At 63.1% G+C, this 22,221-nt stretch carries 25 protein-coding genes, 1 other RNA gene and 1 pseudogene; 11 read left to right on the top strand and 16 right to left on the bottom strand.

Going from position 1 to position 22,221, the window contains the following annotated elements; genetic code table 11:
• Positions 1 to 72: 72 nt before the first annotated feature.
• From ssrS to FJ958_RS23525, 4 genes are all read left to right on the top strand, one after another.
• Positions 73 to 228, top strand: a non-coding RNA gene (gene ssrS, locus FJ958_RS23540) — 6S RNA.
• Between the two features lie 194 nt (positions 229 to 422).
• Positions 423 to 1,010, top strand: coding sequence for a 5-formyltetrahydrofolate cyclo-ligase (locus FJ958_RS23535; RefSeq protein ID WP_140745904.1), 588 nt, complete (start codon positions 423 to 425; stop codon positions 1,008 to 1,010).
• A gap of 63 nt (positions 1,011 to 1,073) precedes the next feature.
• Positions 1,074 to 1,898, top strand: a complete 825-nt coding sequence (locus FJ958_RS23530; protein ID WP_140694830.1) for a YmdB family metallophosphoesterase — start codon at positions 1,074 to 1,076, stop codon at positions 1,896 to 1,898.
• Positions 1,899 to 1,967: 69 nt separating this feature from the next.
• On the top strand, positions 1,968 to 2,735 hold the full coding sequence (locus FJ958_RS23525) for a TerC family protein (protein ID WP_140745902.1): 768 nt from the start codon (positions 1,968 to 1,970) through the stop codon (positions 2,733 to 2,735).
• 24 nt (positions 2,736 to 2,759) lie between these two features.
• Here FJ958_RS23525 and FJ958_RS23520 read toward each other — a convergent pair whose 3' ends face one another.
• From FJ958_RS23520 to FJ958_RS23505, 4 genes and pseudogenes are all read right to left on the bottom strand, one after another.
• Positions 2,760 to 3,227 carry an SRPBCC family protein gene (locus FJ958_RS23520; RefSeq protein WP_140745900.1) on the bottom strand — a complete coding sequence of 156 codons (468 nt, stop codon included), beginning with the start codon at positions 3,225 to 3,227 and terminating at the stop codon, positions 2,760 to 2,762.
• 26 nt (positions 3,228 to 3,253) lie between these two features.
• Positions 3,254 to 3,464 (bottom strand): annotated as a pseudogene (locus FJ958_RS23515) (hypothetical protein); the annotation flags it as partial.
• A gap of 5 nt (positions 3,465 to 3,469) precedes the next feature.
• The gene (locus tag FJ958_RS23510) at positions 3,470 to 3,862 is read right to left on the bottom strand and encodes a VOC family protein (RefSeq protein ID WP_140745898.1); all 393 of its coding nucleotides are present in this window, start codon (positions 3,860 to 3,862) and stop codon (positions 3,470 to 3,472) included.
• A gap of 28 nt (positions 3,863 to 3,890) precedes the next feature.
• The gene (locus FJ958_RS23505; RefSeq protein ID WP_140745896.1) at positions 3,891 to 4,373 is read right to left on the bottom strand and encodes an SRPBCC domain-containing protein; all 483 of its coding nucleotides are present in this window, start codon (positions 4,371 to 4,373) and stop codon (positions 3,891 to 3,893) included.
• A 51-nt stretch (positions 4,374 to 4,424) separates the two neighbouring features.
• Here FJ958_RS23505 and FJ958_RS23500 point away from each other — a divergent pair, with 51 nt between their 5' ends.
• The 3 genes from FJ958_RS23500 to FJ958_RS23490 all read left to right on the top strand — a co-directional run bounded on the left by FJ958_RS23500 (position 4,425) and on the right by FJ958_RS23490 (position 6,076).
• Positions 4,425 to 4,748: a helix-turn-helix domain-containing protein gene (locus tag FJ958_RS23500; RefSeq protein WP_140745895.1), complete on the top strand. Its 324-nt coding sequence runs from the start codon at positions 4,425 to 4,427 to the stop codon at positions 4,746 to 4,748.
• 235 nt (positions 4,749 to 4,983) lie between these two features.
• Complete coding sequence (locus tag FJ958_RS23495) at positions 4,984 to 5,733, top strand: YebC/PmpR family DNA-binding transcriptional regulator (RefSeq protein ID WP_140745893.1); 750 nt, start codon at positions 4,984 to 4,986, stop codon at positions 5,731 to 5,733.
• 31 nt (positions 5,734 to 5,764) lie between these two features.
• Entirely contained in the window at positions 5,765 to 6,076 is a 312-nt protein-coding gene (locus FJ958_RS23490; protein WP_140745891.1) for a SelT/SelW/SelH family protein, read from the top strand.
• Between the two features lie 60 nt (positions 6,077 to 6,136).
• Here FJ958_RS23490 and FJ958_RS23485 read toward each other — a convergent pair whose 3' ends face one another.
• On the bottom strand, positions 6,137 to 6,616 hold the full coding sequence (locus FJ958_RS23485) for a DUF1772 domain-containing protein (RefSeq protein ID WP_181176490.1): 480 nt from the start codon (positions 6,614 to 6,616) through the stop codon (positions 6,137 to 6,139).
• A 228-nt stretch (positions 6,617 to 6,844) separates the two neighbouring features.
• Here FJ958_RS23485 and FJ958_RS23480 point away from each other — a divergent pair, with 228 nt between their 5' ends.
• Positions 6,845 to 7,474 carry a TetR/AcrR family transcriptional regulator gene (locus FJ958_RS23480; RefSeq protein ID WP_140745889.1) on the top strand — a complete coding sequence of 210 codons (630 nt, stop codon included), beginning with the start codon at positions 6,845 to 6,847 and terminating at the stop codon, positions 7,472 to 7,474.
• A 148-nt stretch (positions 7,475 to 7,622) separates the two neighbouring features.
• Here the strand turns inward: FJ958_RS23480 and rpmE are convergent, their stop codons facing one another.
• Complete coding sequence (rpmE, locus tag FJ958_RS23475; RefSeq protein WP_140608344.1) at positions 7,623 to 7,844, bottom strand: 50S ribosomal protein L31; 222 nt, start codon at positions 7,842 to 7,844, stop codon at positions 7,623 to 7,625.
• A gap of 207 nt (positions 7,845 to 8,051) precedes the next feature.
• Here rpmE and FJ958_RS23470 point away from each other — a divergent pair, with 207 nt between their 5' ends.
• Positions 8,052 to 9,851: an ABC transporter transmembrane domain-containing protein gene (locus FJ958_RS23470; protein ID WP_140745887.1), complete on the top strand. Its 1,800-nt coding sequence runs from the start codon at positions 8,052 to 8,054 to the stop codon at positions 9,849 to 9,851.
• 17 nt (positions 9,852 to 9,868) lie between these two features.
• Here the strand turns inward: FJ958_RS23470 and FJ958_RS23465 are convergent, their stop codons facing one another.
• Both FJ958_RS23465 and FJ958_RS23460 read right to left on the bottom strand, forming a co-directional pair.
• Positions 9,869 to 11,773 carry a DUF3857 domain-containing protein gene (locus tag FJ958_RS23465; RefSeq protein ID WP_181176489.1) on the bottom strand — a complete coding sequence of 635 codons (1,905 nt, stop codon included), beginning with the start codon at positions 11,771 to 11,773 and terminating at the stop codon, positions 9,869 to 9,871.
• Positions 11,774 to 12,019: 246 nt separating this feature from the next.
• Positions 12,020 to 13,504 (bottom strand): carboxypeptidase M32, encoded by a 1,485-nt coding sequence (locus FJ958_RS23460; protein WP_140745883.1) that lies wholly within the window; start codon positions 13,502 to 13,504, stop codon positions 12,020 to 12,022.
• Between the two features lie 141 nt (positions 13,505 to 13,645).
• Here FJ958_RS23460 and FJ958_RS23455 point away from each other — a divergent pair, with 141 nt between their 5' ends.
• Positions 13,646 to 13,999 (top strand): DUF1304 domain-containing protein, encoded by a 354-nt coding sequence (locus tag FJ958_RS23455; protein ID WP_140745881.1) that lies wholly within the window; start codon positions 13,646 to 13,648, stop codon positions 13,997 to 13,999.
• An 81-nt stretch (positions 14,000 to 14,080) separates the two neighbouring features.
• Here FJ958_RS23455 and FJ958_RS23450 read toward each other — a convergent pair whose 3' ends face one another.
• The 8 genes from FJ958_RS23450 to FJ958_RS23415 all read right to left on the bottom strand — a co-directional run bounded on the left by FJ958_RS23450 (position 14,081) and on the right by FJ958_RS23415 (position 21,018).
• A complete protein-coding gene (locus tag FJ958_RS23450; protein WP_140745879.1) occupies positions 14,081 to 14,506 on the bottom strand; it encodes a hypothetical protein in 426 nt (141 codons plus the stop codon).
• Between the two features lie 249 nt (positions 14,507 to 14,755).
• Positions 14,756 to 15,787: a peptidoglycan -binding protein gene (locus FJ958_RS23445; protein ID WP_140608334.1), complete on the bottom strand. Its 1,032-nt coding sequence runs from the start codon at positions 15,785 to 15,787 to the stop codon at positions 14,756 to 14,758.
• 1 nt (position 15,788) lies between these two features.
• On the bottom strand, positions 15,789 to 16,814 hold the full coding sequence (locus tag FJ958_RS23440; protein ID WP_140745877.1) for a MotA/TolQ/ExbB proton channel family protein: 1,026 nt from the start codon (positions 16,812 to 16,814) through the stop codon (positions 15,789 to 15,791).
• A gap of 139 nt (positions 16,815 to 16,953) precedes the next feature.
• Entirely contained in the window at positions 16,954 to 17,640 is a 687-nt protein-coding gene (locus FJ958_RS23435) for a hemolysin III family protein (protein WP_140745875.1), read from the bottom strand.
• Between the two features lie 82 nt (positions 17,641 to 17,722).
• Positions 17,723 to 18,523 (bottom strand): inositol monophosphatase family protein, encoded by an 801-nt coding sequence (locus FJ958_RS23430; RefSeq protein WP_140608328.1) that lies wholly within the window; start codon positions 18,521 to 18,523, stop codon positions 17,723 to 17,725.
• A gap of 86 nt (positions 18,524 to 18,609) precedes the next feature.
• Positions 18,610 to 19,176 carry an elongation factor P gene (gene efp, locus FJ958_RS23425; protein WP_019861758.1) on the bottom strand — a complete coding sequence of 189 codons (567 nt, stop codon included), beginning with the start codon at positions 19,174 to 19,176 and terminating at the stop codon, positions 18,610 to 18,612.
• A 152-nt stretch (positions 19,177 to 19,328) separates the two neighbouring features.
• On the bottom strand, positions 19,329 to 20,369 hold the full coding sequence (locus FJ958_RS23420; RefSeq protein ID WP_140745873.1) for a tetratricopeptide repeat protein: 1,041 nt from the start codon (positions 20,367 to 20,369) through the stop codon (positions 19,329 to 19,331).
• A gap of 1 nt (position 20,370) precedes the next feature.
• Complete coding sequence (locus tag FJ958_RS23415; RefSeq protein ID WP_140745872.1) at positions 20,371 to 21,018, bottom strand: thiamine phosphate synthase; 648 nt, start codon at positions 21,016 to 21,018, stop codon at positions 20,371 to 20,373.
• Between the two features lie 399 nt (positions 21,019 to 21,417).
• Here FJ958_RS23415 and FJ958_RS23405 point away from each other — a divergent pair, with 399 nt between their 5' ends.
• Positions 21,418 to 22,146 (top strand): class I SAM-dependent methyltransferase, encoded by a 729-nt coding sequence (locus tag FJ958_RS23405; protein WP_140745870.1) that lies wholly within the window; start codon positions 21,418 to 21,420, stop codon positions 22,144 to 22,146.
• Positions 22,147 to 22,221 lie beyond the last annotated feature (75 nt).

The raw sequence follows: 22,221 nt of genomic DNA, 5'->3' as shown, positions 1-22,221 counted from the left end.
AGGCCGTGACAACCGCAGGGAAAGAATGCCAATTCCCTGGCGCTCAGGGTATCATCGGCCTATATTGTTGGGGACGGTCTGCGCTTCCCGGCAGGAGACACTTTTCCCCGGGGCCTTAACGATCCTTAGGGAGCTGTCCCTGGGAAGACCCGTGGGTTTTCTCACACGGCGCCCACCTACTTTGTAGGCACCCGGGATCGACCTCTCCACCGGTTGTGTGGATCGTCACCTGCCGAAAAGGCACATTGGGCGGATTTTGTCGTCGCGCCGCTTTGTGCGGGCTCACGAACGAAAAGTTCGCTCCACTGTTTGTCATTTGCGCATGATCTTTTCACCGAACCGCTGACACTTCGGTGGATCATGCGGTAGAAAACGTCGCTCCTAAAACTCCATCCAAATCTGACCTTTTCTACCGTGGTTACATGACATCCTCAAAAGACCTGAAAAAACAGCTGCGCAAGGAAGCGCTTGGCCGCCGCGATGCGCTCGACGAGTTCTGGCGGGTGGAAGTCGCGCTCGAGATGGCCGAGACCGCGCGCGATCACCTCGCCTTGGAGCCCGGCCAGATCGTGTCCGGCTTCTGGCCGATGCGTTCGGAGGTTGACGTGCGGCCGCTGATGTTCGCCATGCGCGAGAAGGGCGCGAGGCTTTGCCTGCCTGCCATTCTCGACAAGACCACCATCGTCTTTCGCGAACTGGTGCGCGGCGCGCCGATGGTCGAGATGGGCTTTGGCACGGTCGGCCCGCACGAAGAGGCCGAGGTGCTCGACCCCTCGGTAATGCTGGTGCCGCTCGCCGCTTTCGACAAGCGTGGCCATCGCATCGGCTACGGCGCCGGCTATTATGACCGTGCCATTGCCAGGCTGGTCGACAAGGGAAAGCCGCCACGGCTGATTGGAATCGCCTTCGATTGCCAGGAGGTCGCTCTGGTGCCGGACGAAGACCATGATGTCATCATCCCGGAAATACTCACCGAGAGCGGGTTGCGCCGCTTCGCGCCGGAATTGTAGATAGTTCTTTGGAACGCATGATCTTTGCCGAAAAGTCATGCAACTTTTCGGGATCAAGCGCAGATGAGACTTCTCTTTCTCGGTGACATGGTCGGCAAGACGGGCCGCACCGCGGTGTGGGAACAGTTGCCCGGCCTGATCTCCGACTTCAAGCTCGATTTCGTCATCGTCAATGGCGAGAACGCCGCCGGCGGTTTCGGCATCACCGAAGAGATCTTTCGCGAGACGATCGCGGCCGGCGCCGATGTCGTGACCACCGGCAACCATGTCTGGGATCAGCGCGACGCGCTCGCCTTCGCGCCGCGTGAAGAGCGTTTCCTGCGGCCGTCCAATTTTCCCAAAGGCACGCCCGGACGCGGCTCCGGCGTTTACATCGCCAGAAGCGGCGCGCGCGTGCTGGTCGCCAACATCATGGGCCGGGTGTTCATGCATCCCGAACTCGACGATCCGTTCCAGGCTGGCGAGCGCGAGCTTGCCGCCTGTCCCCTCGGCGAACAGGCCGATGCGGTGGTCATCGACTTCCATGCCGAGGCGACCTCGGAAAAGATGTGCTTCGCCCATTTCGTCGATGGCCGCGCCAGCCTCGTCGTCGGCACCCACACGCACCAGCCGACCGGAGATCACCAGATCCTGAACGGCGGCACGGGCTACATCTCCGATGCCGGCATGTGCGGCGACTACGATTCCTCGCTCGGTATGGACAAGGAGGAGCCGCTCAACCGATTCCTGTCGAAAGTGCCGAAAGGGCGTTTCGAGGCAGCGACCGGCCCGGCGACATTGTGTGGTGTCGGCGTCGATATTTCCGACCGCACGGGTTTGACCGAGCGGATCGCGCCGTTTCGTCGCGGGCCGCGGCTCGAAGAAACGGCTCCGTCCTTCTGGTCGTGACATTGATATGCTGGAGTATAGTACCTAACTGGCCACGAAACTGCTCTAGATCGTAGGGGAACGACCTCCATGCAGCTCGTTGAATTCCTGGCGCCGCATTTTCAATTCGTTTCTGATCCAACCGCCTGGGTCGCGTTGTTGACGCTCGTGGTGCTCGAGATTGTGCTCGGCATCGACAATCTGATTTTCATCTCGATCCTGACCAACAAGCTGCCCGAGGGGCAGAGGGCCCGTGCCCGCCGGCTCGGCATCTCGGCGGCGCTGATCATGCGGCTGGTGCTGCTCGCAACCATCTCGATCATCGTCCAACTGACGACGCCGGTGTTCACGGCGTTCGGCCATGGTTTCTCCTGGCGCGACCTGATCCTGATCGCCGGCGGCCTGTTCCTGGTGTGGAAGGCGACCAAGGAAATCCATCACACCGTCGATCCCGACGATCACCAGGACGCGATGCTGGGCGAGACGCTCAAGATCTCGCTTGCCGGCGCGATCTTCCAGATCCTGCTGCTCGACCTCGTCTTCTCCATCGATTCCATCATCACCGCCGTCGGCATGACCGACGAGATCGTCATCATGTACATCGCCGTGATCGCCGCCGTCACCGTGATGATGCTGGCCGCCGGGCCGCTGGCGGACTTCATCGCCAGGAATCCGACCATCGTCATGCTGGCGCTGGGCTTCCTCTTGATGATCGGCATGACGCTGATCGCCGACGGCATGGGCTATCATGTGCCAAAGGGCTACATTTATGCGGCAATGGGTTTTTCGGCCCTGGTCGAAGGGCTCAACATGCTGGCGCGAAGCCGGAAGAAATCGAAGTCCGGCGGTGGACACTGAGGCTTGCGGCCGGAGGGTAGCTGGTTAGCCCGTCGGAACGCCTCTTGGATGACGGTCGCCGATCAGGTCGAGCATCAAGCCTTGCTCTAGCCATGCCTTGGCGCCGGCGAGCACGAGTGCGAAGCCGTCGGTCGAGCCGACGGCTGCTTTCACCTGCTCGTCACCATTACCGGCGAAGCCGAAATTGCGCACTTCGAGGAAGGTCGTCTCGTCGGGCATTTCGGTGAAGGTCCAGACCACCGTGGTCGGCGGATCGCTCCAGATCATGACGATTTTCTTGTCCGTGACGATCTCGCTGACATTCACGGTCGTCGAGACGCCATACATGCGCCATTCCCACTGAACCGGCTTGCCGCCGTCGAGCCGCCCGCTGCCATGGGTGAACCAGAATTTGGTGGTGATGGCCGGATCGACGATGGCTTCGAACACGTCGGAGACCGGCCGCCGGATCAGCATGCCGGCTTCAGCTGTCGGTGCTTCACGGATTTCCATTTCTTTCTCCCTTTTACGAGCAGAGTTCACCAGGCGTCGGATTCCCGCACCATGTGAATGATGTTGGCCGGATTGGTGATCCAGCCACCAAGGAAACCCTCATCCAACGGGTTCGACGCCGTCGCAGCGTACGACCCCGGCCTCGGCGAGATGCCCGGCGGCGGCTGGAAAATCCGACGTGAAAAGTTCCAGCCGGACTTCGGCCTGGCTCAGCAGCGGCGCTTCGTCGAGCTGGAGTTCCGTCATGGCACGTTGATCTGCCAGGAGACGCCGAACCGGTCGTTCAGCCAGGCGAAGCGGCGGCTGAAACCGTAATTGTCTGGCGGCATCAGGAACCCGCCTTCCTTCGCCAGGGTTTCGACGATGCGCTCCAGTTCCTCCTCGGAGGAGCAGTCGACATGGAACGAGACCGATGGCGTGAAGGTGAAAGCGTGGTGAACCGGGCTGTTGTAGACCGCCACCTCCAGGCCGCTGATGGAAACGCGCGCCAGTTTGAGCTTTCCTTCCGGGCCGTCTTCACCGGAACCGTAACGTGTGACGTCGAGGATCCTGCTGTCGGGGATGGTCTCGCAATAAAGGGTCATTGCCTCTTCGGCCTTGCCCTCGAACATCAGGAATGGCGTGACTTTCGTTATCGCGGGTCTCCCTCTTTCCTGTCGTTGCTCAAATATTGGCCTCGTTGGCGGGTTCGCCCTTCATCTCGCTGCGGTAATAGCCGTCGCGCAGGTTGATGCCGTATTCGACATAGGCCTTCATGCAGGCCAACATCTGCGACCAGCCCTCGCAATTGAGGTAGGATTTCTTCAGGCCGACCGCGCCCTCCTGCCAGCCACTCTCGGCGATGGTGACGAAAGTGCCGCCATCGTCCAGCGGCTCGAAATTCATCTCGATGCGTGTCTTGTAGGCCGGCTTCCCGTCCGTATCCGTGGCGTCCCAACGCAGGACGATGCGGCTGTCCTTGGCCACCTCGTCGACCTCGACCGGCACCTTCCCCCACCAGACGACGCTGACACCGGCTTCCAACGGCGCGCTGGCGCCGCCGATAGTGGTGAAATAGCCGCTCAGCTTCTTCGGATTGACGACAGCGTCGAAAACTTCAGCGACCGGCCTGCCGATGCGGCCGGAAACCTTGAACCCAAGGGACATATCCACAGCTCCTTCCTTGATCGACCCGACGATATGTTATAGAAAGATAACATGTCAAGCCGATCGCAAGACGACAATATTTTCAAGGCGCTGGCGCATCCGCGCCGGCGTGAAATGCTCGATCAGCTGAAGGAAGAACCGAAGACAACCGGCATGCTGTGCGATGCCTTCCCCGACATCGACCGCTGCACCGTCATGCTGCATCTCAAAGTGCTGGAGGACGCGGACCTGATCGTGGCGCGCCGGGAGGGCCGCGAGCGCTGGAACCATCTCAACGCGCTGCCGATCAAGCAGATACATGATCGCTGGATCAGCCAGTATGCCGGCCATGCGCTCAGCATCATCGATCGGCTGAAATCGGATCTGGAAGGCTGAACGCCGCTGGAAAATCGCCGGGACTGGGGGAATGCCGCGCGTTCACAGCCCAGCCGCACGGCGCGGCTGGACGAATTGAGCCGATTTATCTATAAGCCGGCCATTCCGAGAAAGAGCGCCGTACGTCCTCCGGACGCATCAGGGACGTTCTGAAATTTTGAATTCGAGCATTTTGCAAAAGGCGAGGTGACGCATCTCGCGGCAGGATGCTCTAGCCGAACACGACAGGGGTGCCATGGCTGGCCATTCACAGTTCAAGAACATCATGCACCGCAAGGGCCGTCAGGACGCGGTGCGGTCGAAAATGTTTTCCAAGCTGGCGCGCGAAATCACCGTCGCCGCCAAGACCGGCACGCCCGATCCTTCGATGAACCCGCGCCTGCGCCTTGCCGTCCAGAACGCCAAGGCTGTGTCGATGCCGAAGGACAACATCCAGCGCGCCATCAACAAGGCGTCGATGGGCGATGCCGAAAACTACGAAGCCGTGCGCTATGAAGGTTATGGTCCCGGCGGCGTGGCGCTGATCGTCGAGGCACTGACCGACAACCGCAACCGTTCGGCCTCTAATGTCCGTGCGGCCTTCACCAAGGCTGGTGGGGCGCTTGGCGAAACCGGTTCGGTGTCATTCATGTGGAACCGGGTCGGCGAGATCTATTATCCGGCCTCCGTCGGCAGTGCCGACAAGGTCATGGAGGCGGCAATCGAGGCCGGCGCCGATGATGTCGAATCGGACGAGGAAGGCCACACCATCTATTGCTCCTTCGAAAATCTCGGCGAAGTGTCGAAGGCGCTGGAAGCTTCGCTCGGCGAGGCTGAATCGGTGAAGCCGATCTGGCAGCCGCAGAACAATGTTCCGGTCGACGAGGAGCGCGCCCAGTCGCTTATGAAGCTGGTTGCCACGCTCGAGGACGACGACGACGTGCAAAGCGTGTACGCCAACTTCGAAGTCGACGACGAGACCTTGGCCAAGCTCAGCGCGGCGTGAGCGACCAGGTATGAGCGGAGCTCAACCTGGGATGAGCGAGAGGCCGTTGCCCGCCATCCGCATCACCTATTGCACGCAGTGCCAGTGGCTGCTGCGCGCCGGCTGGATGGCGCAGGAGCTGCTCTCCACCTTCGGTACCGATCTCGGCGAAGTGACGCTGGTGCCCGGCACCGGCGGCATCTTCACCATCTCCTGTAACGAGGTGCTGGTCTGGGACCGCAAGCGCGACGGCGGCTTTCCCGATGCGGCGAAGCTGAAGCAACTGGTGCGCGACGTCATCGACCCCGACCGCGATCTCGGCCATTCCGATCGCAAGGGCCACAAGTCAAAAGACCCCACTTAAGGTGCGTTGATATTCAGGTGATGCCGGCCTGACCTGAATCTCATCATACCTTTTCTGCCCTCACCGCCACGCGAAGATGAAGCAGCCCAACGCCACGATGGCAGTGATGGCGCGGACGTGGTTCCACATCACCCAGTCCCTGAGATAGCCGGTCCATACGGCCGCGCCATTGCTGCTGGCTGGATCGACGGCGGCGAGTGCATCGTTGAGCGGCACGTTGAAGACCATGGTCACGATCGGGTTGCCGACGAGATAGATCAGGGCACCGGCGACAAGCCAGAACGAGCCCGGCTGGCTCCAGCCGACGGTCGCGCCGGCAATGAGCACGAGGCAGACCAGTCCGGTGCCGAAGAGTGCCGTCATGAAAGTCGGTGTGATGACGGTGATGTTGATCGAATTCATTGCGGCAATGCCATCCGCCGCCGGGAGGCGGGCGAGCGCCGGCATGACGAAATTGGAAAAGGCGAAGAACACACCGCCGACGACGCCGGCGCCGATCGCGGCGATGAAGGTGAGGGTGGGAAGAAACTTCGCGATCATGTCAGTTGCTCCAGATTGGGGTGGCGGCGTTTCGATCGGGTATTCTGAAAGAATCCTTCGGTGCCCGGCTAAGCACGCACTGGACGCCATTGGCGAGCTGCGGCCGTCGCACATTCGAGCTTCGGAATATGAATAATCCTCACGTTTGCAAAACGTGATAAACCCTCGTATTTTCCAAGTCAAGCCGTTTTCCCGCAGATTTTGCCGGACGCGTTTGTGGAGGCAGTCATGGAAGGCATACCGGCCAACGAACAGGTCGCTTCACCGCGCCGGGCGCCGACCCAGCAGCGCAGCCGCGAGCGGGTCGAGCGCATGCTGGCGGCCGCCTCGGCGTTGATTGCCGAGCAGGGCAGCGATGCCATGCGCATGGGTGAAGTGGCCGAACGGGCAGGGGTATCGATCGGCTCGCTCTACCAGTTCTTTCCAGACAAGAGGGCGATCGTCTGGGCGCTGGCCGAGCGCTACACCGCCGAAAGCCAGGCCTGCATCTCGGCGACACTCGCCGACGTCAGTGACGCCGAAGGGTTACGACGGGCATTTTCGGAGTTGGTCGATATTTATTATCGGCTGTTCCTGGCCGAGCCTGTGATGCGCGACATCTGGTCGGGCACGCAGGCCGACAAGGCGCTGCGCCAGCTCGAACTCGCCGACAGCCGCGCCAATGCCGCATTCCTCGTCGCGGTGCTGAAGCGGTTGCGTCCCGGCGCCGACCCTGTCTCGCTGGAGACCACGGCGTTCCTCGTCTGGCAGATGGGCGAGGCCGCGATGCGGCTGGCGATCTCCGTCGACCGCGAGGAGGGTGACAGGCTGGTCGCGGTCTACAAACGCATGGCGCTCAGGGAATTGCTGGGCGAATAGTTGAGCTTCCTATCGCGTTAACAGTGGGCGAAACCGCCAGGGACGGCGCCCCTCTCCCCGTCCCTATACGGGGAGAAGGGAGATGGTTCTGCGCAACAAAAAACCCGCCACGAGGGCGGGCTTTTCGAATTCTGCAAGCACAACTGGCTTAGAGGCCGAAACCTTCGAAGCGCTTCTTGAACTTCGACAGACGGCCGCCGCGGTCGAGCAGGGTCTGCTGGCCGCCGGTCCAGGCCGGGTGGGTGGTCGGGTCGATATCGAGGTTCATCGTATCGCCTTCCTTGCCCCAGGTCGAACGGGTCATGTATTCGGTGCCGTCGGTCATGACGACCTTGATGGTGTGGTAGTCGGGATGGATAGCGGTCTTCATGGCTCTGTTCCTGGCTTGCCGGCGCGGCGGACGGGCATAAGCCTGCGTCGATGCGCCCCTTTTTAAAACTCGAAGCCGCAGCTATTGAGGAGCGACGGCTTCTAAAACGGTCGGCGTGCCTATACATCAGCCGAAATTGAATCACAAGGCCGCGGCAAGCGCATATTGAAGCGCATGGATCATAAGGCGGCTAGAGGAAACACCGGTATGGCGCAAACCAGCAGCGCAGAGGAGCGCAGACGCTCACTCAAGCCGCTCCGGCGCCTGTTCCCCTATATCGGGCACTATCGCACGCTGGTCGTCGGCGCCGTCATCTCGCTGGTCATCGCGGCGGCAACGACATTGACGCTGCCGCTGGCGGTAAGGCGGATGATCGATCACGGTTTCTCCTCGTCCAGCACCACCTTCATCGCTGAATATTTCGCCGCATTGGTGGCGATGGCCGCGGTCCTGGCGGCGGCATCGGCCGGCCGCTACTATTTCGTCATCACGCTCGGCGAGCGCGTCGTTGCCGATATCAGGCGTGATGTCTTTGCCCATGTCACGACGTTGTCGCCGGCCTTCTTCGACACCGCGCAGTCGGGCGAGATCGTGTCGCGGCTCGCGGCCGACACGACACAGGTCAAATCGGCGGTCGGCGCAACCGCGTCGGTCGCGCTGCGCAACGTCATCCTGGGCCTTGGCGCTGTGGGAATGATGGTGGTCACCAGCCCGAAACTATCCGGCCTTGTCATAGCAGCCATTCCCATCATCGTGCTGCCGCTGGTCGCCTTCGGCCGCTCGGTACGGCGCAAGTCGCGGCAGGCGCAGGACACGCTTGCGGACGCTACAGCCTATGCCAGCGAGCAGATCGGCGCGGTGCGTACCCTGCAAGCCTTCACCAACGAAAATCTGGTCACCGGGCGCTTCTTCGGCGCGGTGGAGGCTGCGTTCGATGCGGCGCGCGCCTCGATCTTCGCGCGCTCGTTCCTCACCTTCTTCGCCATTTTCACCATCTTCTCGTCCGTCGTGGCGGTGCTGTGGTTCGGTTCGCGCGACGTGCTCGAAGGCAATCTGTCGCCGGGCACGCTCGGGCAGTTCCTGCTTTATTCGGTGTTCGCCGCCGGCGCGCTCGGCGCGCTGTCGGAGGTCTGGGGCGAACTTGCGCAAGCGGCGGGCGCGGCCGAGCGGCTGACCGAGATCCTGGCCGAGAAGCCGGCCATCAAGGCGCCGGCCGAGCCGAAGCCGCTGCCGGCGGTCGCCAAGGGCGCGATCGTCTTCGACGACGTCTCCTTCTCCTATCCGGCGAGGCCCGACCGCGCCGCCGTCCATGGCCTGAGTTTTTCAGTCAGGCCCGGCGAAAAGGTGGCCATCGTCGGTCCGTCCGGGGCCGGCAAGAGCACGGTGTTTTCACTGATCCTGCGCTTCTACGATCCCGAAACCGGCAAGGTCCTGATCGATGGCGTCGACGTGCGCGAGGCCGATCCGGTTGCGGTGCGCGAGCGCATCGCCATCGTGCCGCAGGATGTCACCATCTTCGCGGCGAGCGCCCGCGACAATATCGGCTTCGGCCGGCCGGGCGCCAGCGAGGCCGCGATCGAGGCGGCGGCCAAGGACGCGCTTGCCGACGAATTCATCCTCAAGCTCGAGAACGGCTATGACAGCCAGGTCGGCGAGCGCGGCGTGACGCTGTCCGGCGGCCAGCGCCAGCGTGTGGCGATCGCGCGCGCCATCCTGCGCGACGCGCCGATCCTGCTGCTTGACGAAGCCACCTCGGCGCTCGACGCTGAAAGCGAGACGCTGGTGCAGACGGCGCTGGAACGGCTGATGCAGGGCCGCACGACCATCGTGATCGCGCACCGTTTGGCGACAGTGCTGAAGGCCGACAGGATACTTGTCATGGATGGCGGCCGTATCGTCGAGGAAGGCACGCACCAGAGCCTGGTCGCCAAGGGCGGCATCTATGCCCGGCTGGCCAAGCTGCAGTTCGAGACCGGCGCCAGCGCTTTCAGGGGCGCGGCGGAATAAGGAGTTTCCGATAACGCTCAGTTCGCCTCGGTTTCGGCGTAGCCGAAATTGTAACTCCAGGAGGCGTTGTCGGCCATCTTCCTGCGCGACTTCAGATAAGGGCCGATCTCCTTGGCGGGAACCCGGTCCCCGATCGTCTTGAGAAACCAGTCGACCTGAAACTCCGTCGGCGCGTTCGACCAGCGCGCCTTGAAGGCGACAAAGGGCGTGATCACGTCGTCGGACTTCTCGGGGCCGACAAACTTCGCCTTCAGGTTGTGGACGATACACTGATGGCGCTTGAACACCGGGCTGCCGAGCCAGACTGGACCGGTCCTGCCGACCATATCCGGCTCCGGCAGATTGCTGATGCCGACATCGGCCTTGAGCGGGAAGTTCTTGATGAGATCATCGGCATCGAGATCGCCAGCGGAAAGCTCGTAGGATTCGACCGTCGTGACGATGTTGCGGTCGCGGTCGTCATTTGTCGACAACGGCGCCAGGCTGGTCATGCCTGGATACTGCCGGTTGTAGTACTGGAGATAGTCGTCGGCGAGCTTGGTGGCCGATTGCGAAACCAGCCTGTAGCGCATGCTGTCGGCATCCGCGCCGCTATAGGTCGTGCGCACCGTCAGCTTCAGCGCTTCGCCCTTGAGTTTTGGAAAGTCGAACGCCTCGCTGACGAAGGTGGTCGGCTCGAAAAGCTCCTTGCGCTCCATCTTTTCCATCCGCGCGCTGCCGGCGACAATCGGCAGGGCGAAGCCATAGTCGGGTGGAACGAGATTCTCGGCCCTGCCGCCCTGCAGGTAATTGGTCGCGTCGATCCAGTAGACCTGGCTTTTGATCGTTGCCTTGACGATGACGTGATCGAAGGCACGCATGGTCGGCAGCATCTCGCCAAGTGCCAGCCCGCCGTCGAGATCGGTCAGGGCCGGATCGGCCTGAACGCCGAGGCGGCGCAGGCTGGAGGCGAGAAGCAAGGCCTTGTCCTTGCAATCGCCGAAGCCGCTGGCGATCACCGTGCTCGGGCTGCGGGGAATGTAGGAGCCGCGGCCCATGGACAGGCTCACATAGCGGATGGTGTCCTGGACCAGCCGCATCGCCTCGATCATCCGGTCTTCCGGGTTGGCGTATCTGGCGGCGATGTCGTCAAGCTTCGATGTGAACGCGGCGGGCAATTCCTGATCGAGCCGGTAGTAGGGCAACATCGCGTCGACGATGTCCTGCCATTTGCCTGTCGAAGAGATCTGGATTGTCGGATAGGTCGGAAAATCCGCCGGCAGGTTGTCCTCGGATTTGACCGGCGCAGGATTGATGCTTTCCCAGGTATAGGACTTCAATGCGCCTTCGGTTTTGACTTCCGGCTGGATGTCGGTGCGGCTCTGGCGGATGTTCAGGGGCTGACTTGCCGGCCACGTCACCTTCTCACGGATGAGCGCGATGGGCTCGCCCCAGGCCACTGCGACCGAGTGGAAAAACAGATCCGCACCGACGATCGGTGTCCTGACGGTGGTCCTGCCATAGTCGATAATGTCGCCGACGCGAACGTCATCGACATTCACATAGGTCGTGAGCCAGCCGTCGAACAGGCCTTTCTCGGCATCCTTCTCGCGCCGGAACACGTCGAAGGTTGCCCCGGGCAGCCGGTCGATGACCACGCCGTCGCGAATGATGTTCAGCCAGTTCATGGTGACTTGCGACGTCGCCGGATCGAATTCGAAATTTATGGCGGCGCCGCGCTCGAGCCCGGTGCGGTCGACTATTTTATAGGCATAATGGTCGAACGCTTCGATGCCGTCAGGCCGCTGCCGGATCTGGTATTCCGACACAAGATTGGAGATGCCGTTCTTGATCTGGCTATCGAAACGCGGGTCCGCCTTGGGAAGCTCGATCCGGTCGATCCAGGCGCCTGGGGTGCCCTTGTGGATTTCGGTGTCGGCCATGGCCGGCGCGCAGAAAATCGCGAAGGCAATCAAGACGAAAAGCCGTGTGATCGCAGAAGATGTCACCGGAAAGCACCCCAGCCCGCATGATCCGCAAGTCTCGCATGACACTGTCGGATACCACCAGTGATAGAAAAGTAGAGGCGATCCCGCAAGGCTGTCGCCCGGCGGTGGATGCCTCATTGCATTCCTGTTCGACGGCAGCCGCCGCGGGCCAGCGCGATCGGGACGGCACGACGGCGGATTTTATCCGCCGTAGCGCTGCTTCAGATGATTGACGAAATACACGGCGTTGAGGCTTTCGCCGGTGGCGCGTTCGAGCAGGTCCGGCGTCGACCAGCGCGACCCCTGCGACCAAATCTTCCTGCGGCGCCAGTCGTTGATGGCCGCGAAATTCCCCTTCGCAAGGTCGTCGTCGGCGTAAGGATGCTCCCGCCTCAGCGCGGCCCATTGCTGCGCCGCCATCATCGCGCCCAGCGTGTAGGAGGGGAAGTAGCCGAAGGCGGCACCCGGCCAATGGACGTCCTGCATCGGCCCATCGGCGGGATTGTCGATGGTGGAGAGGCCGAGATAGTCGCGCATCTTGGCGTCCCAGGCTTCGGGCAGCTCGGCAACCTCCAGCCTGCCCGAGACCAGCTCCTGCTCAAGCTCGTAGCGCAGGATGACATGCAAGGGATATGTCACCTCGTCGGCGTCGACACGGATCAGACCGCGCTCGACGCGATGCACATGCGGCAGGAGATCGTCGAGCGACCAGGCCTCGCCGAGATGCTTTTCCACCACCGGCAGCGCCCAGCGCCAGAAGGCAGGATTGCGACCGATCTGCTTTTCGACGAACAGGCTCTGGCTTTCATGCACGGCCATGCCGCGGGCCTTGCCGAGTGGCCAGTGCGACCATGCCTTCGGCAGGTTCTGTTCGTAGAGCGCATGACCGGTCTCGTGCAGCACGCCCATCAGAGCCGACAGGAAATCCGATGTCTTGTAGCGGGTGGTGATGCGCACGTCGCTCGGCACGCCGCCACAGAAGGGATGGTGTGACACAGACAACGACCCGTGCGTCAGGTCGAAACCGACCGCCGCCATCATCGCAAGGCCGAGTTCGCGCTGCCGGTCGATCGCATAGGTGCCCGAAAGCGGCTTCAGCGGATGCTTGCGCAGCCGCGCTTCCTGTATCGCCAGCGCCTCCGGCACGAACCCTTTGAGGAAGGCTTTCAGGTCGGCGAAGACGGGGGTGATGTCGGCGGTGCGGTTGCCGGGGTCGTATTGCTCCATCAGGGCGTCGTAGGGAGCGAGGCCGAGCACGTCGGAGCGCAGGGCGGCCTCTTCGCGCACCAGTGTCACCACGCCCTCGAGCGCCGGCTGGAAGCCTGCCCAGTCGTTCTTGGCGCGCAGGTCGCGCCACAGCTGCTCGCAGCGCATCCGCGCGGTCGTGAGGCGTTCGACGAATTCGACCGGCAGGCAGGTCAGGTTGGTGTACTGCCGCCGCAATTCGGCGAGCGCCGCGCGCTGTTCGTCGTCGAGCGCCTCGCTTTCGGCCGCGGCGATCCAGTCCGATATTTCCGGCGCGGTCGCCCTGGTGTGGTACATGCCGGCAAGTGCCGCCATCGCCTCGGCACGCTTCTCACCACCGCCGACGGCCATGTGGGTCGCTTCGTCGGCGCCGAGGATCGCCAGCGCGTGCTCCAGCGCTTCGAGCTTGTGGCCGAGGTCGTCGAGTTTGTGAAAGGACATGACGGCTTCCATGGTTGAGGACGGCGCGAAAAGACACCAACGCAAATGCGTTGGCAACCCTCAGATGCCGTCAGGCGGGTGCACCTTGCGCAAGCTATGCCGTGCATGGAATGCTGCCGGCAACGCGGGAAGGGGAAGCATATGATCGGCAACATACTGGTCGGGCTGGTGGCCTTGATCCATGTCTACATCGTTTATCTCGAAATGGTGCTCTGGGACACACCGCGCGGGCATAAGACATTCCGCCTGACGCCGGACTTCGCCAATGCCTCGAAGGTGCTTGCCGCCAATCAGGGCCTCTACAACGGATTTCTCGCCGCCGGTCTGATCTGGGGGCTCTACCTCGGCGCCGCCGGCTTTCAGATCAAGGTTTTCTTTCTGCTGTGCGTGGCCATCGCAGGCCTCTACGGCGCCGCAACGGTCGGCCGCAAGATCCTGTTTATCCAGACCGTGCCGGCGGTGGCCGCCCTGATCGCGGTCTGGCTCGGCTGGTGAGGAAAAAGACGCCCGCGGGATTGGGGTCCCGAAGGCGCCAGGTGATCCCTTCCTCTTGGACCTTTGCAGACAGGGAATTCCTCAGCCGTTCGGATAGTTCCCGCCGTCGGCGCGGTCGCCGATCATGAAGCCGCTGCCGGTATCGGCCCTCAGCCTCTGGTCGACATTGTCGAGACGGCGCAGCAGGTCATGGTATTGGGCCGCCGGTATCCTGCCATGATCCGATGCGGCTATCCTCTCGGCCGCCTGGCTGATGCGGGCGGTGCGCATTTCCAGGCGTTCCGCAACGGCAGGGGTGATGTTGTTGGCGTCCCTGGCGTCCACAATGCCCTGGTGCACACCTTGTACCTGTCCGATAAGGCCTTCGATGCGCGGGCCGGTCATGTCGGTCGGATCGGTCGCGTCGAGCGCGCCCTTGTGATGGCCTGCGGCATAGGCGCTCGCCAGCGGGGCGGCGATGAGAATCGCGGCGAGGGTTGCAATCTTGAGAGATGCTGAAGAGCGCATGACGGCGCCTCCTTTTAAGTGGGAAGGGAGCGGTCTTGCCGCTCCGCGTTCCGGACGCGGGCCGTCCGGTTCCGTCGCGTCGCGATGGGAGGCATCGCCGGCGGTTCTCGGCCCTGCACGGCAAGCTAGGAGCGCTCCGGTGCGAAGTGTAATTAAAAAAAGATAATCTTTTCAGCCCTTGCCGGGTTCAATGTGCGCGCTAGAGTTGAGCCGACGAACAAGTTCGCGTGACCTTTAAGTGATGAGTAGTCACCGTTCGGTGAGCTTCAGTTCAATACGGCGGTTCTTGTTGCGCGCCTCGTCGGTATTGGCGGGGTCAAGTGGCTGGAATTCACCGAAGCCGGCGGCGACCAGCCGGTTGGCCGGCACGCCGTTCTCGATCAGGAACTTGACCACCGAGGTCGAACGCGCCGTCGACAGCTCCCAGTTGTCGCGGTAGCGGCCGGTACCCGAGAGCGGCTTGTTGTCGGTATGGCCGTCGACACGCAGCACCCAGTTGATCTCGGGCGGGATTTCCTTCTGCAGCTCGATGATGGCGTCGGCGAGTTTCTTCATCTCGACCTTGCCGGCGTCGTTGATCACTTCGGAGCCGGTCGGAAACAGCACCTCGGACTGGAAGACAAAGCGGTCGCCGACGATACGGATATTTTCGCGGTCGGCGAGGATTTCACGCAGGCGCCCGAAGAAATCGGAGCGGTAGCGGTTCAGTTCCTGAACACGCTGCGCCAGTGCCACGTTCAGGCGGCGGCCGAGATCGGCGATCTTGGTGTTGGAATCGCGGTCGCGGGTCTCGGAGACGTTGAGCGCATCTTCCAGCGCTCCGATCTGCTTGCGGAGCGCGGCGATCTGCTGGTTGAGGATCTCGACCTGGCTCAGCGCCTGCTGACTGATCTGGCGCTGGCTGTCGAGTTCGCCCGACAGGGCGACCGCGCGCTGGTTGGCCGCGTCGCCGGCTCCCGCGCCTTGTGCCAAAAGCTGCTCGAGCCGGCTCTTTTCCGCCTGCGCCGCCGAAAGCGACGCCTGCAGGTTGGCCAGCGAATCCTCCTTGTCCTGCGTCGTCGAGCGCTCCAGCGCCAGGAGCTGCGTCAGTTCGTTGATCTGTGAGTTGAGGCGGTTAAGCACGGCGTCCTTGCCGGAAATCTCGCGGCCGAGCAGGAACTGCGCCAGTACGAAAACGGTGAGCAGGAACATGATCGCCAGAAGCAGCGTCGACAGCGCGTCGACAAAGCCCGGCCAGTAGTCGATGCGGCGGTCCGTACGCCTGCCCCTGGCGAGCGCCATGTCAGTGCACCCCGGGCTTCTTCAGGGCATCGGCGATCTTTTCCAGCGTGTTGCGCATCGCCTTCTGCTCGTCTGACTGGGCCTCGACCCAGTCGCGCATGATCTGCTGCTCGGAGCGCATGTTCTTGACTAGGCCGGAAATGCCGTCGGCGAGATTCGCCATGGCGGTGGCGACGCGTGGGTTGGAGCCGCCGCCATTCTCCTGCAGGCTGCGCAGCCGCTCCGACAACAGACGGATTTCATCGGAAGGTTCGGCCTTGGCAGGATCGGAGACGACGATGTCGGACGACAGATCGGTGACCGAGGACAGCCAGTTCTCAAGCTCGGTGTAGAAGCGGGTCTGGGCGCGGCCCGCCTGCAGGTCCAGGAAGCCGAGCACGAGCGAGCCGGACAGGCCGAACAGCGAGGACGAGAAGGCCGTGCCCATGCCGGCCAGCGGCGCCGACAGCCCCTGCTTGAGGGATTCGAGCACCGCGGCCGCGTCTCCGGTGCCGGGATCGAGCGATTCGATGGTCTCGCGGATCGACCCGATCGTGTTCAACAGGCCCCAGAAGGTGCCGAGCAGGCCGAGGAACACCAGCAGGCCGACCAGATAGCGCGAGGTGTCGCGGCTTTCGTCGAGGCGCGTTGCGATCGAATCGAGCATGGTGCGCATCGAAGAGGTCGAGAAGGCCATGGTCGCGGAGCGGCCGATCATCGCTTTCATCGGTGCCAGCAGCACCGGTTCGGTCGTCTCCGAGCCGGCACGGAAGGAGTTGACCCAGCGCACCTCGCGAAACAGCCGCCCGACCTGGGCGAAGGCGAGCAGGATACCGACCACCAGCACGCCGATGATCAGGCCGTTGAGTCCGGGATTGGTGACGAAAGCCGTCGAGACCTGCCGCGTCAGGATGGCGACGATGAAGGCTACGATGGCAAGGAAGATGACCATGGTCAGCAGGAAAACCTGCGGACTCGACAGTTTATGCGGATCGTAGATCAGTACGTCGGAGCGCCTGCCCATGCCGAAGGATCTGAGAAAAGCCATCCGTGCCCCGTTTCCGATGCCGCTGCCGCCGATCACGTAGTTGGCGACTCTAAACGGAATTGTGACCAAATTGAATGGCGCTTGGCAATATTGCCTTGGCGCAAGTTTGCAGCTCGGGAACCGAATTCGGTCTCCAGGATCAAAGGCGGTTGATGACCAGACAGTCGACCATGGCCGCCAGATGCAGGCCGGCGCCGGTGACGACGAAGCCATGCCACAACGCGTTGTGGAAGCGTAACCCCTTCCAGGCGAAGAAAATGACACCGCAGGAATAGACGACGCCGCCGGCGGCGATGAGCACGATCGACGTGGCCGGCAGCGTTTCGACCAGTGGCTTGACCAGGATGATGCCGCTCCAGCCGATGGCGAGATAGAAGCCGATCGCCAGCCGGTCGAAGCGGCCGGGGAAAAACACCTTTATGGCGATGCCTGCCGCAGCCGCGATCCAGACCAGCGCGATCATCCCGCTGGCCAGCGGCGAGCCACCGAGCTGGGCCAGAAAAGGCGTGTAGGTGGCGGCGATCAGAAGATATATCGCGGCGTGATCGAAGCGCCGCAGGACCCATTTGACCGGTGAGGACACCGGCCACAGATTGTAGGTCAGCGACACCGACAGAACGGTGAGCAGCGAAACGACATAGAAGGCGGCGGCGATGTATTCGCCCGGCCCGACCCGAGACGCCGCCAGCGCCAGCAGTGCCGAGCCGGCCGCGATCGCCAGAACGATGCCGACAGCGTGGACAATGCCGTCGGCGATCATCTCGGCGCGCGAATAGTGCCAGCGTCCGATGAACGGAATATCGGGTTGCGGCGGTGTGTTGGTCATCTCATGTCCTGCGTCATCCCGTATCTGGGAAACCGCCGGACAGTATTTCAAGCTTTGTTTGCGGTTTTGCGACTGCGGCGCTTCAACGCGGCGGCAGCGGCTTTTTCACCGTCTTCAGCAGCGCGCGCTGGATGATCTCGTTGCCGGCGACGACCGAACCGTTGTCCAGCATGTCCTGCCCGCCATCCATGTCGGAGACGAAGCCGCCCGCCTCGCGGATCAGCAGCAGGCCGGCGGCGATATCCCAGGCCGACAGGCCGGTTTCCCAGAAGCCGTCCATGCGGCCGGCGGCGACATAGGCGAGATCGAGCGATGCCGAACCAAGGCGCCTAACACCGGAGACCTCGGCCATGACGTGCCGCAATTCAATCAGGAAATTGCCGTGCTGGCCGCGCCCCAGATGCGGCACGCCACAGCCGATGACGGCGTCGACCAGCTTGGCGCGGCCGGCGACGCGCAGGCGGCGGTCATTCAGGAAGGCGCCGCCGCCGCGTTCGGTCGTATAGAGCTCGTCCATGGCCGGATTGTAGATGACGCCGGCAACGATCTGGCCCTGGCGTTCCAGTGCGATCGAGACGGCGAAAAGCGGAATGCCATGCAGGAAATTGGTGGTGCCGTCGAGCGGATCGACGATCCAGCGGTGCTGGCTGTCTTCGCCGGCGACCGTGCCGCGCTCTTCCATCAGGAAGCCATAGCCCGGGCGTGCCTTCGACAATTCGGCGAAAACGATGTCCTCGGCCTTACGGTCGGCCTGGCTGACATAGTCGCCCGGACCCTTCATCGAGACCTGCAGGTTCTGGACTTCGCCGAAGTCGCGCGACAGCGAGCGACCGGCTTTCATTGCGGCCTGGACCATGACGTTGAGTAGGGCTGAGCGTGCCATAGAGTTTCTTCCTGCTGCCGCGCTTTAAACTTTGTCCTGATGCATGTCGGTGACCCAAAACCGGGGCCACTTTTGGGCGACATGCATCAGTCGGCGCGGCGCACGTAAGTGATTTCGTTGGTGTCGACGATGATGCGCTCGCCGGCGCCGATGAAAGGCGGCACCAGCACGCGGATGCCGTTTTCCAGCACCGCCGGCTTATAGGAAGATGCCGCCGTCTGGCCCTTCACCACGGGATCGGCTTCGGTGATGGTCAGCGTTACATAGTCGGGAAGCGAAATGCCGATCGGCCTCTCCTCGTAGAGCTGCACCGTCACCATCATGCCGTCCTGCAGGAACGCGGCGCGGTCGCCGACGAAGTCCTTGTTCAGTTCGAGCTGTTCGTAGCTTTGGGTGTCCATGAACACCAGCGCGTCGTCCTGCTCGTAGAGGAAGGAAAAATCCTTGAGATCAAGCCGGATCTGCTCGACCGTCTCGGCTGAGCGGAAGCGCTCGTTGAGCTTGGTGCCGTTGATGAGGTTCTTCAGCTCGACCTGGTTGTAGGCGCCGCCCTTGCCGGGCTTGACGGTGTTGGTCCTGACCGCCACCCAGAGCCCGCCATCGTGCTCGATGACGTAGCCGGGACGGATTTCGTTGCCATTGATCTTGGCCATGATGGGATGATCCGGGATGCTACCAACGGCCAGACCGTTGGTATGGGATGGGTCGCTGGGAAAAGCGATTTCGGGCTCCCAAGACCACAAAACACCCGAAGAGGCAAGGGAGCGGGCGGGCAGGGAGCCGGCGCCGTGCGCTGCATGGGCCGTCAGGGCAGGCGATTTGCCTTCTGCAGCGCCTGCTTGGTCTGGTCGTCGTCCAAGCCTTGCAGGAAATCGTCCATCTCGGGATCGATGAGGCCGGCGCGGCGGGCGACGATGTACCAGGCGCCGGCCAGCACCAGGTCAGGATCGGTGCCGATGCCTTGCATGTAGAGTTTCGCCAGGCGGTTCTGAGCGGCGACATTGCCGCCCTCTGCCGCCTGCTTGGTCCAGCCAAAGGCGGACTTCAGGTCGCGTGGGCCGCCGCGGCCCTCGATCATCCAGGCGGCGAGATCGATCTGCGCGGTATCGTAGTTCTGCCGCGCGGCCTGCGCCAGCAGGCGCCTTGCCTGGGCGTCGTCGCGCGGCTTGCCGCCGACGCCGTTGGCATAGACCTGGGACATGGCGTATTGGGCATCGGCGAGGCCGGTCGCGGCGGCGCGTTCATAGTAAGAGACCGCCTTGGTCAAGCCAGCATCGCCGGGATCCTGCTGCACCAGCATCTGCGCGAAATTGAACTGCGCCAGCTGGTTGCCGGCTTCGGCGGCCGCCTGCATCAGCGCATAGGCCGCCTTCGTGTCCTTCTTGACGTAGCGGCCGTCGAGCAGCATCAGCGCATATTGGAACTGCGATTCCGGCACGCCCTGCTCGGCGGCGCGCGCATACCATTTCGCGGCTTCGGCCGCGTTGAGCGGGACACCCAGGCCCCGCGACAGGATCTCGGCCACCAGCGTCTGTGCCGCCGGATCGCCGTTCTGTGCCCGCGTCAGCGCCAGATTGTAAGCGGTCTTGTAGAGCCCGCGCTGGAAGGCGCCATAGGCCGCGTCCGCGGGCTTCGCCCCGAAACGGTCGGGATTGATGCTGTCGGCCGAGGGCAGCGGCGCGGGCTCCGCCGTGGTGGCGGGCTGCGGCAGCTGCTTTTCGATCGGCTTGTCGGTGTGTGCGCCGGTATCGGGCTTGGGCTGCGGCAAGGGAATCGTTTCGGCGGCGGCGGCCTGGATCATGACCGCCGCAAGCAGGGCCTGAAGGGAAAGCCTTGCCTGGGCCACATCAATCCTCGAAGCGCGGCGCGGTTTCGTCGAGCAGCGCATTGGCTTCGGCGATCGCCGCTTGCGGATCGACGCCTTCGGCGAACACCGCGCTCGACAAAGCGACGAACTCGGCGCCGGTGGCGGCCACGGTCGCGACCGACGCAAGATCGGACCCGGCCATGACGATGCAGGGGATCTGGATCATTTGCGCCCACCACTCACCCAGTGACAGGTTGCGCGGATGCGGCTCCGGCTTGTTGTCGTAGCCGAAGCGGCCGAAGAAGATGTAGTCGGGCCTGGCTTCGCCGAGCTCGAGCGCGTCGTCGCGCGTCTTGGCGCCGCCGGCGCCGACCATCATCTTCGCCTGGAAATGTCCGATCGTCTCGGCGAGTTCGGCCTTGGAGACCTCGACATGGATGCCGTCGGCCTGGACACGGCCGGCGATGCGGGTATCGCCGGCGATGATTACGGCCACGCCCGCGGCCTGTGCCGCCGGCACTACCCGTTCGGCAAGGGCCTGGAAGGAGGCTTCGTCCATGCCATTTTCGGGCAGGATCAGCGAGGCGACGTCGCCGCCCTCGAATGCGGCTGCAATGCGCGCGGCCGCCACGCCGGGCGGCGCGATCAGCACGATGCGGCAGCGATTTGGGGGCGTTGCGTCATTCATGGTTCTTCGATCCCGGGTTTCGCCTATGCCGGGCGAAGATGGTTGGATTGCGGCATAGAGCAAACTGCCCGCTTTGAACAGGCGGACAGTCAGGATCGCGATCTTTGGTCCGCCGGGCAGCCGGCATAGCGCCTTACCTGACTGGCCCCGGGATCGAGGTGGACGGTTTCGAAGCTCCACAGGGTCGCGCGGCTGTTCGTGCGCTCGACCGGCGACCTCGACGGCATTCTCGATCGTGTCGCCGATAAGGCCGAGACCAGCACCGCCATCATCAAGGCACGGCCGATCCGGCGGCGCCGCCGCCTAAGGTGGCATCGGCCTCGCGGTCTTGACTCCGCACGGCCATGGTGGAAATGGGCGACAGGTCCACCAGGTGATTGTCTGAAGAACGAGGGAGACATGGCGCAGAATATCTACGATCAGCCGGATTTCTTCGCGGGTTACAGCCAGCTTGGCCGGTCGGTCGAAGGCCTGGACGGCGCCGCCGAGTGGCCGGCGCTGCGCGCGATGCTGCCTGACGTCGGCGGCTTGCGGGTCGTCGACCTCGGCTGCGGCTTCGGCTGGTTCTGCCGCTGGGCGCACGAGCATGGAGCCAAGGAGGTCCTGGGGCTGGACCTGTCGGAAAAGATGCTGGCCCGGGCGAGGGTGGCCGGCCCGGATGTCGGCATCACCTATGCGAGGGCCGACCTCGACCAACTCAGCCTGCCGCAAGACGGCTTCGATCTGGCCTACAGCTCGCTTGCCCTGCACTATGTCGAGGACGTTGCACGCCTGTTCAGCACGGTGCATCAGGCCCTGTCGCCCGGCGGCCATTTCGTCTTTTCGACCGAACACCCGATCTTCATGGCTCCGACCAATCCCGGTTGGTCGATCGATGCCGAAGGTCGCAAGACGTGGCCTGTCGACCGGTATCTGGTCGAGGGCCCTCGCAACACCGACTGGCTGGCCAAGGGCGTCGTGAAACACCATCGTACCATCGGCACCACGCTCAACACGCTGATCCGGGCCGGATTCACGATCGCGCATGTCGAGGAATTCCGTCCGACGGACGCGCAGATCGCGGCAAGGCCGGAGTTGATGGAAGAGCTGGAGCGGCCGATGTTCCTGCTGGTGTCGGCTCGCCGATAGGATAGTCGGAAACATAAGGCACCGGTCCGGCGCGCCGCCACTTGCATTTGCGGTCGCCCGGCTCAAAATTTCCGG

The organism is Mesorhizobium sp. B2-3-5 (assembly GCF_006442395.1).
In the GTDB taxonomy this organism is placed as follows: Bacteria; Pseudomonadota; Alphaproteobacteria; order Rhizobiales; family Rhizobiaceae; genus Mesorhizobium.
This window is presented reverse-complemented; position numbering and strand designations above follow the sequence as displayed.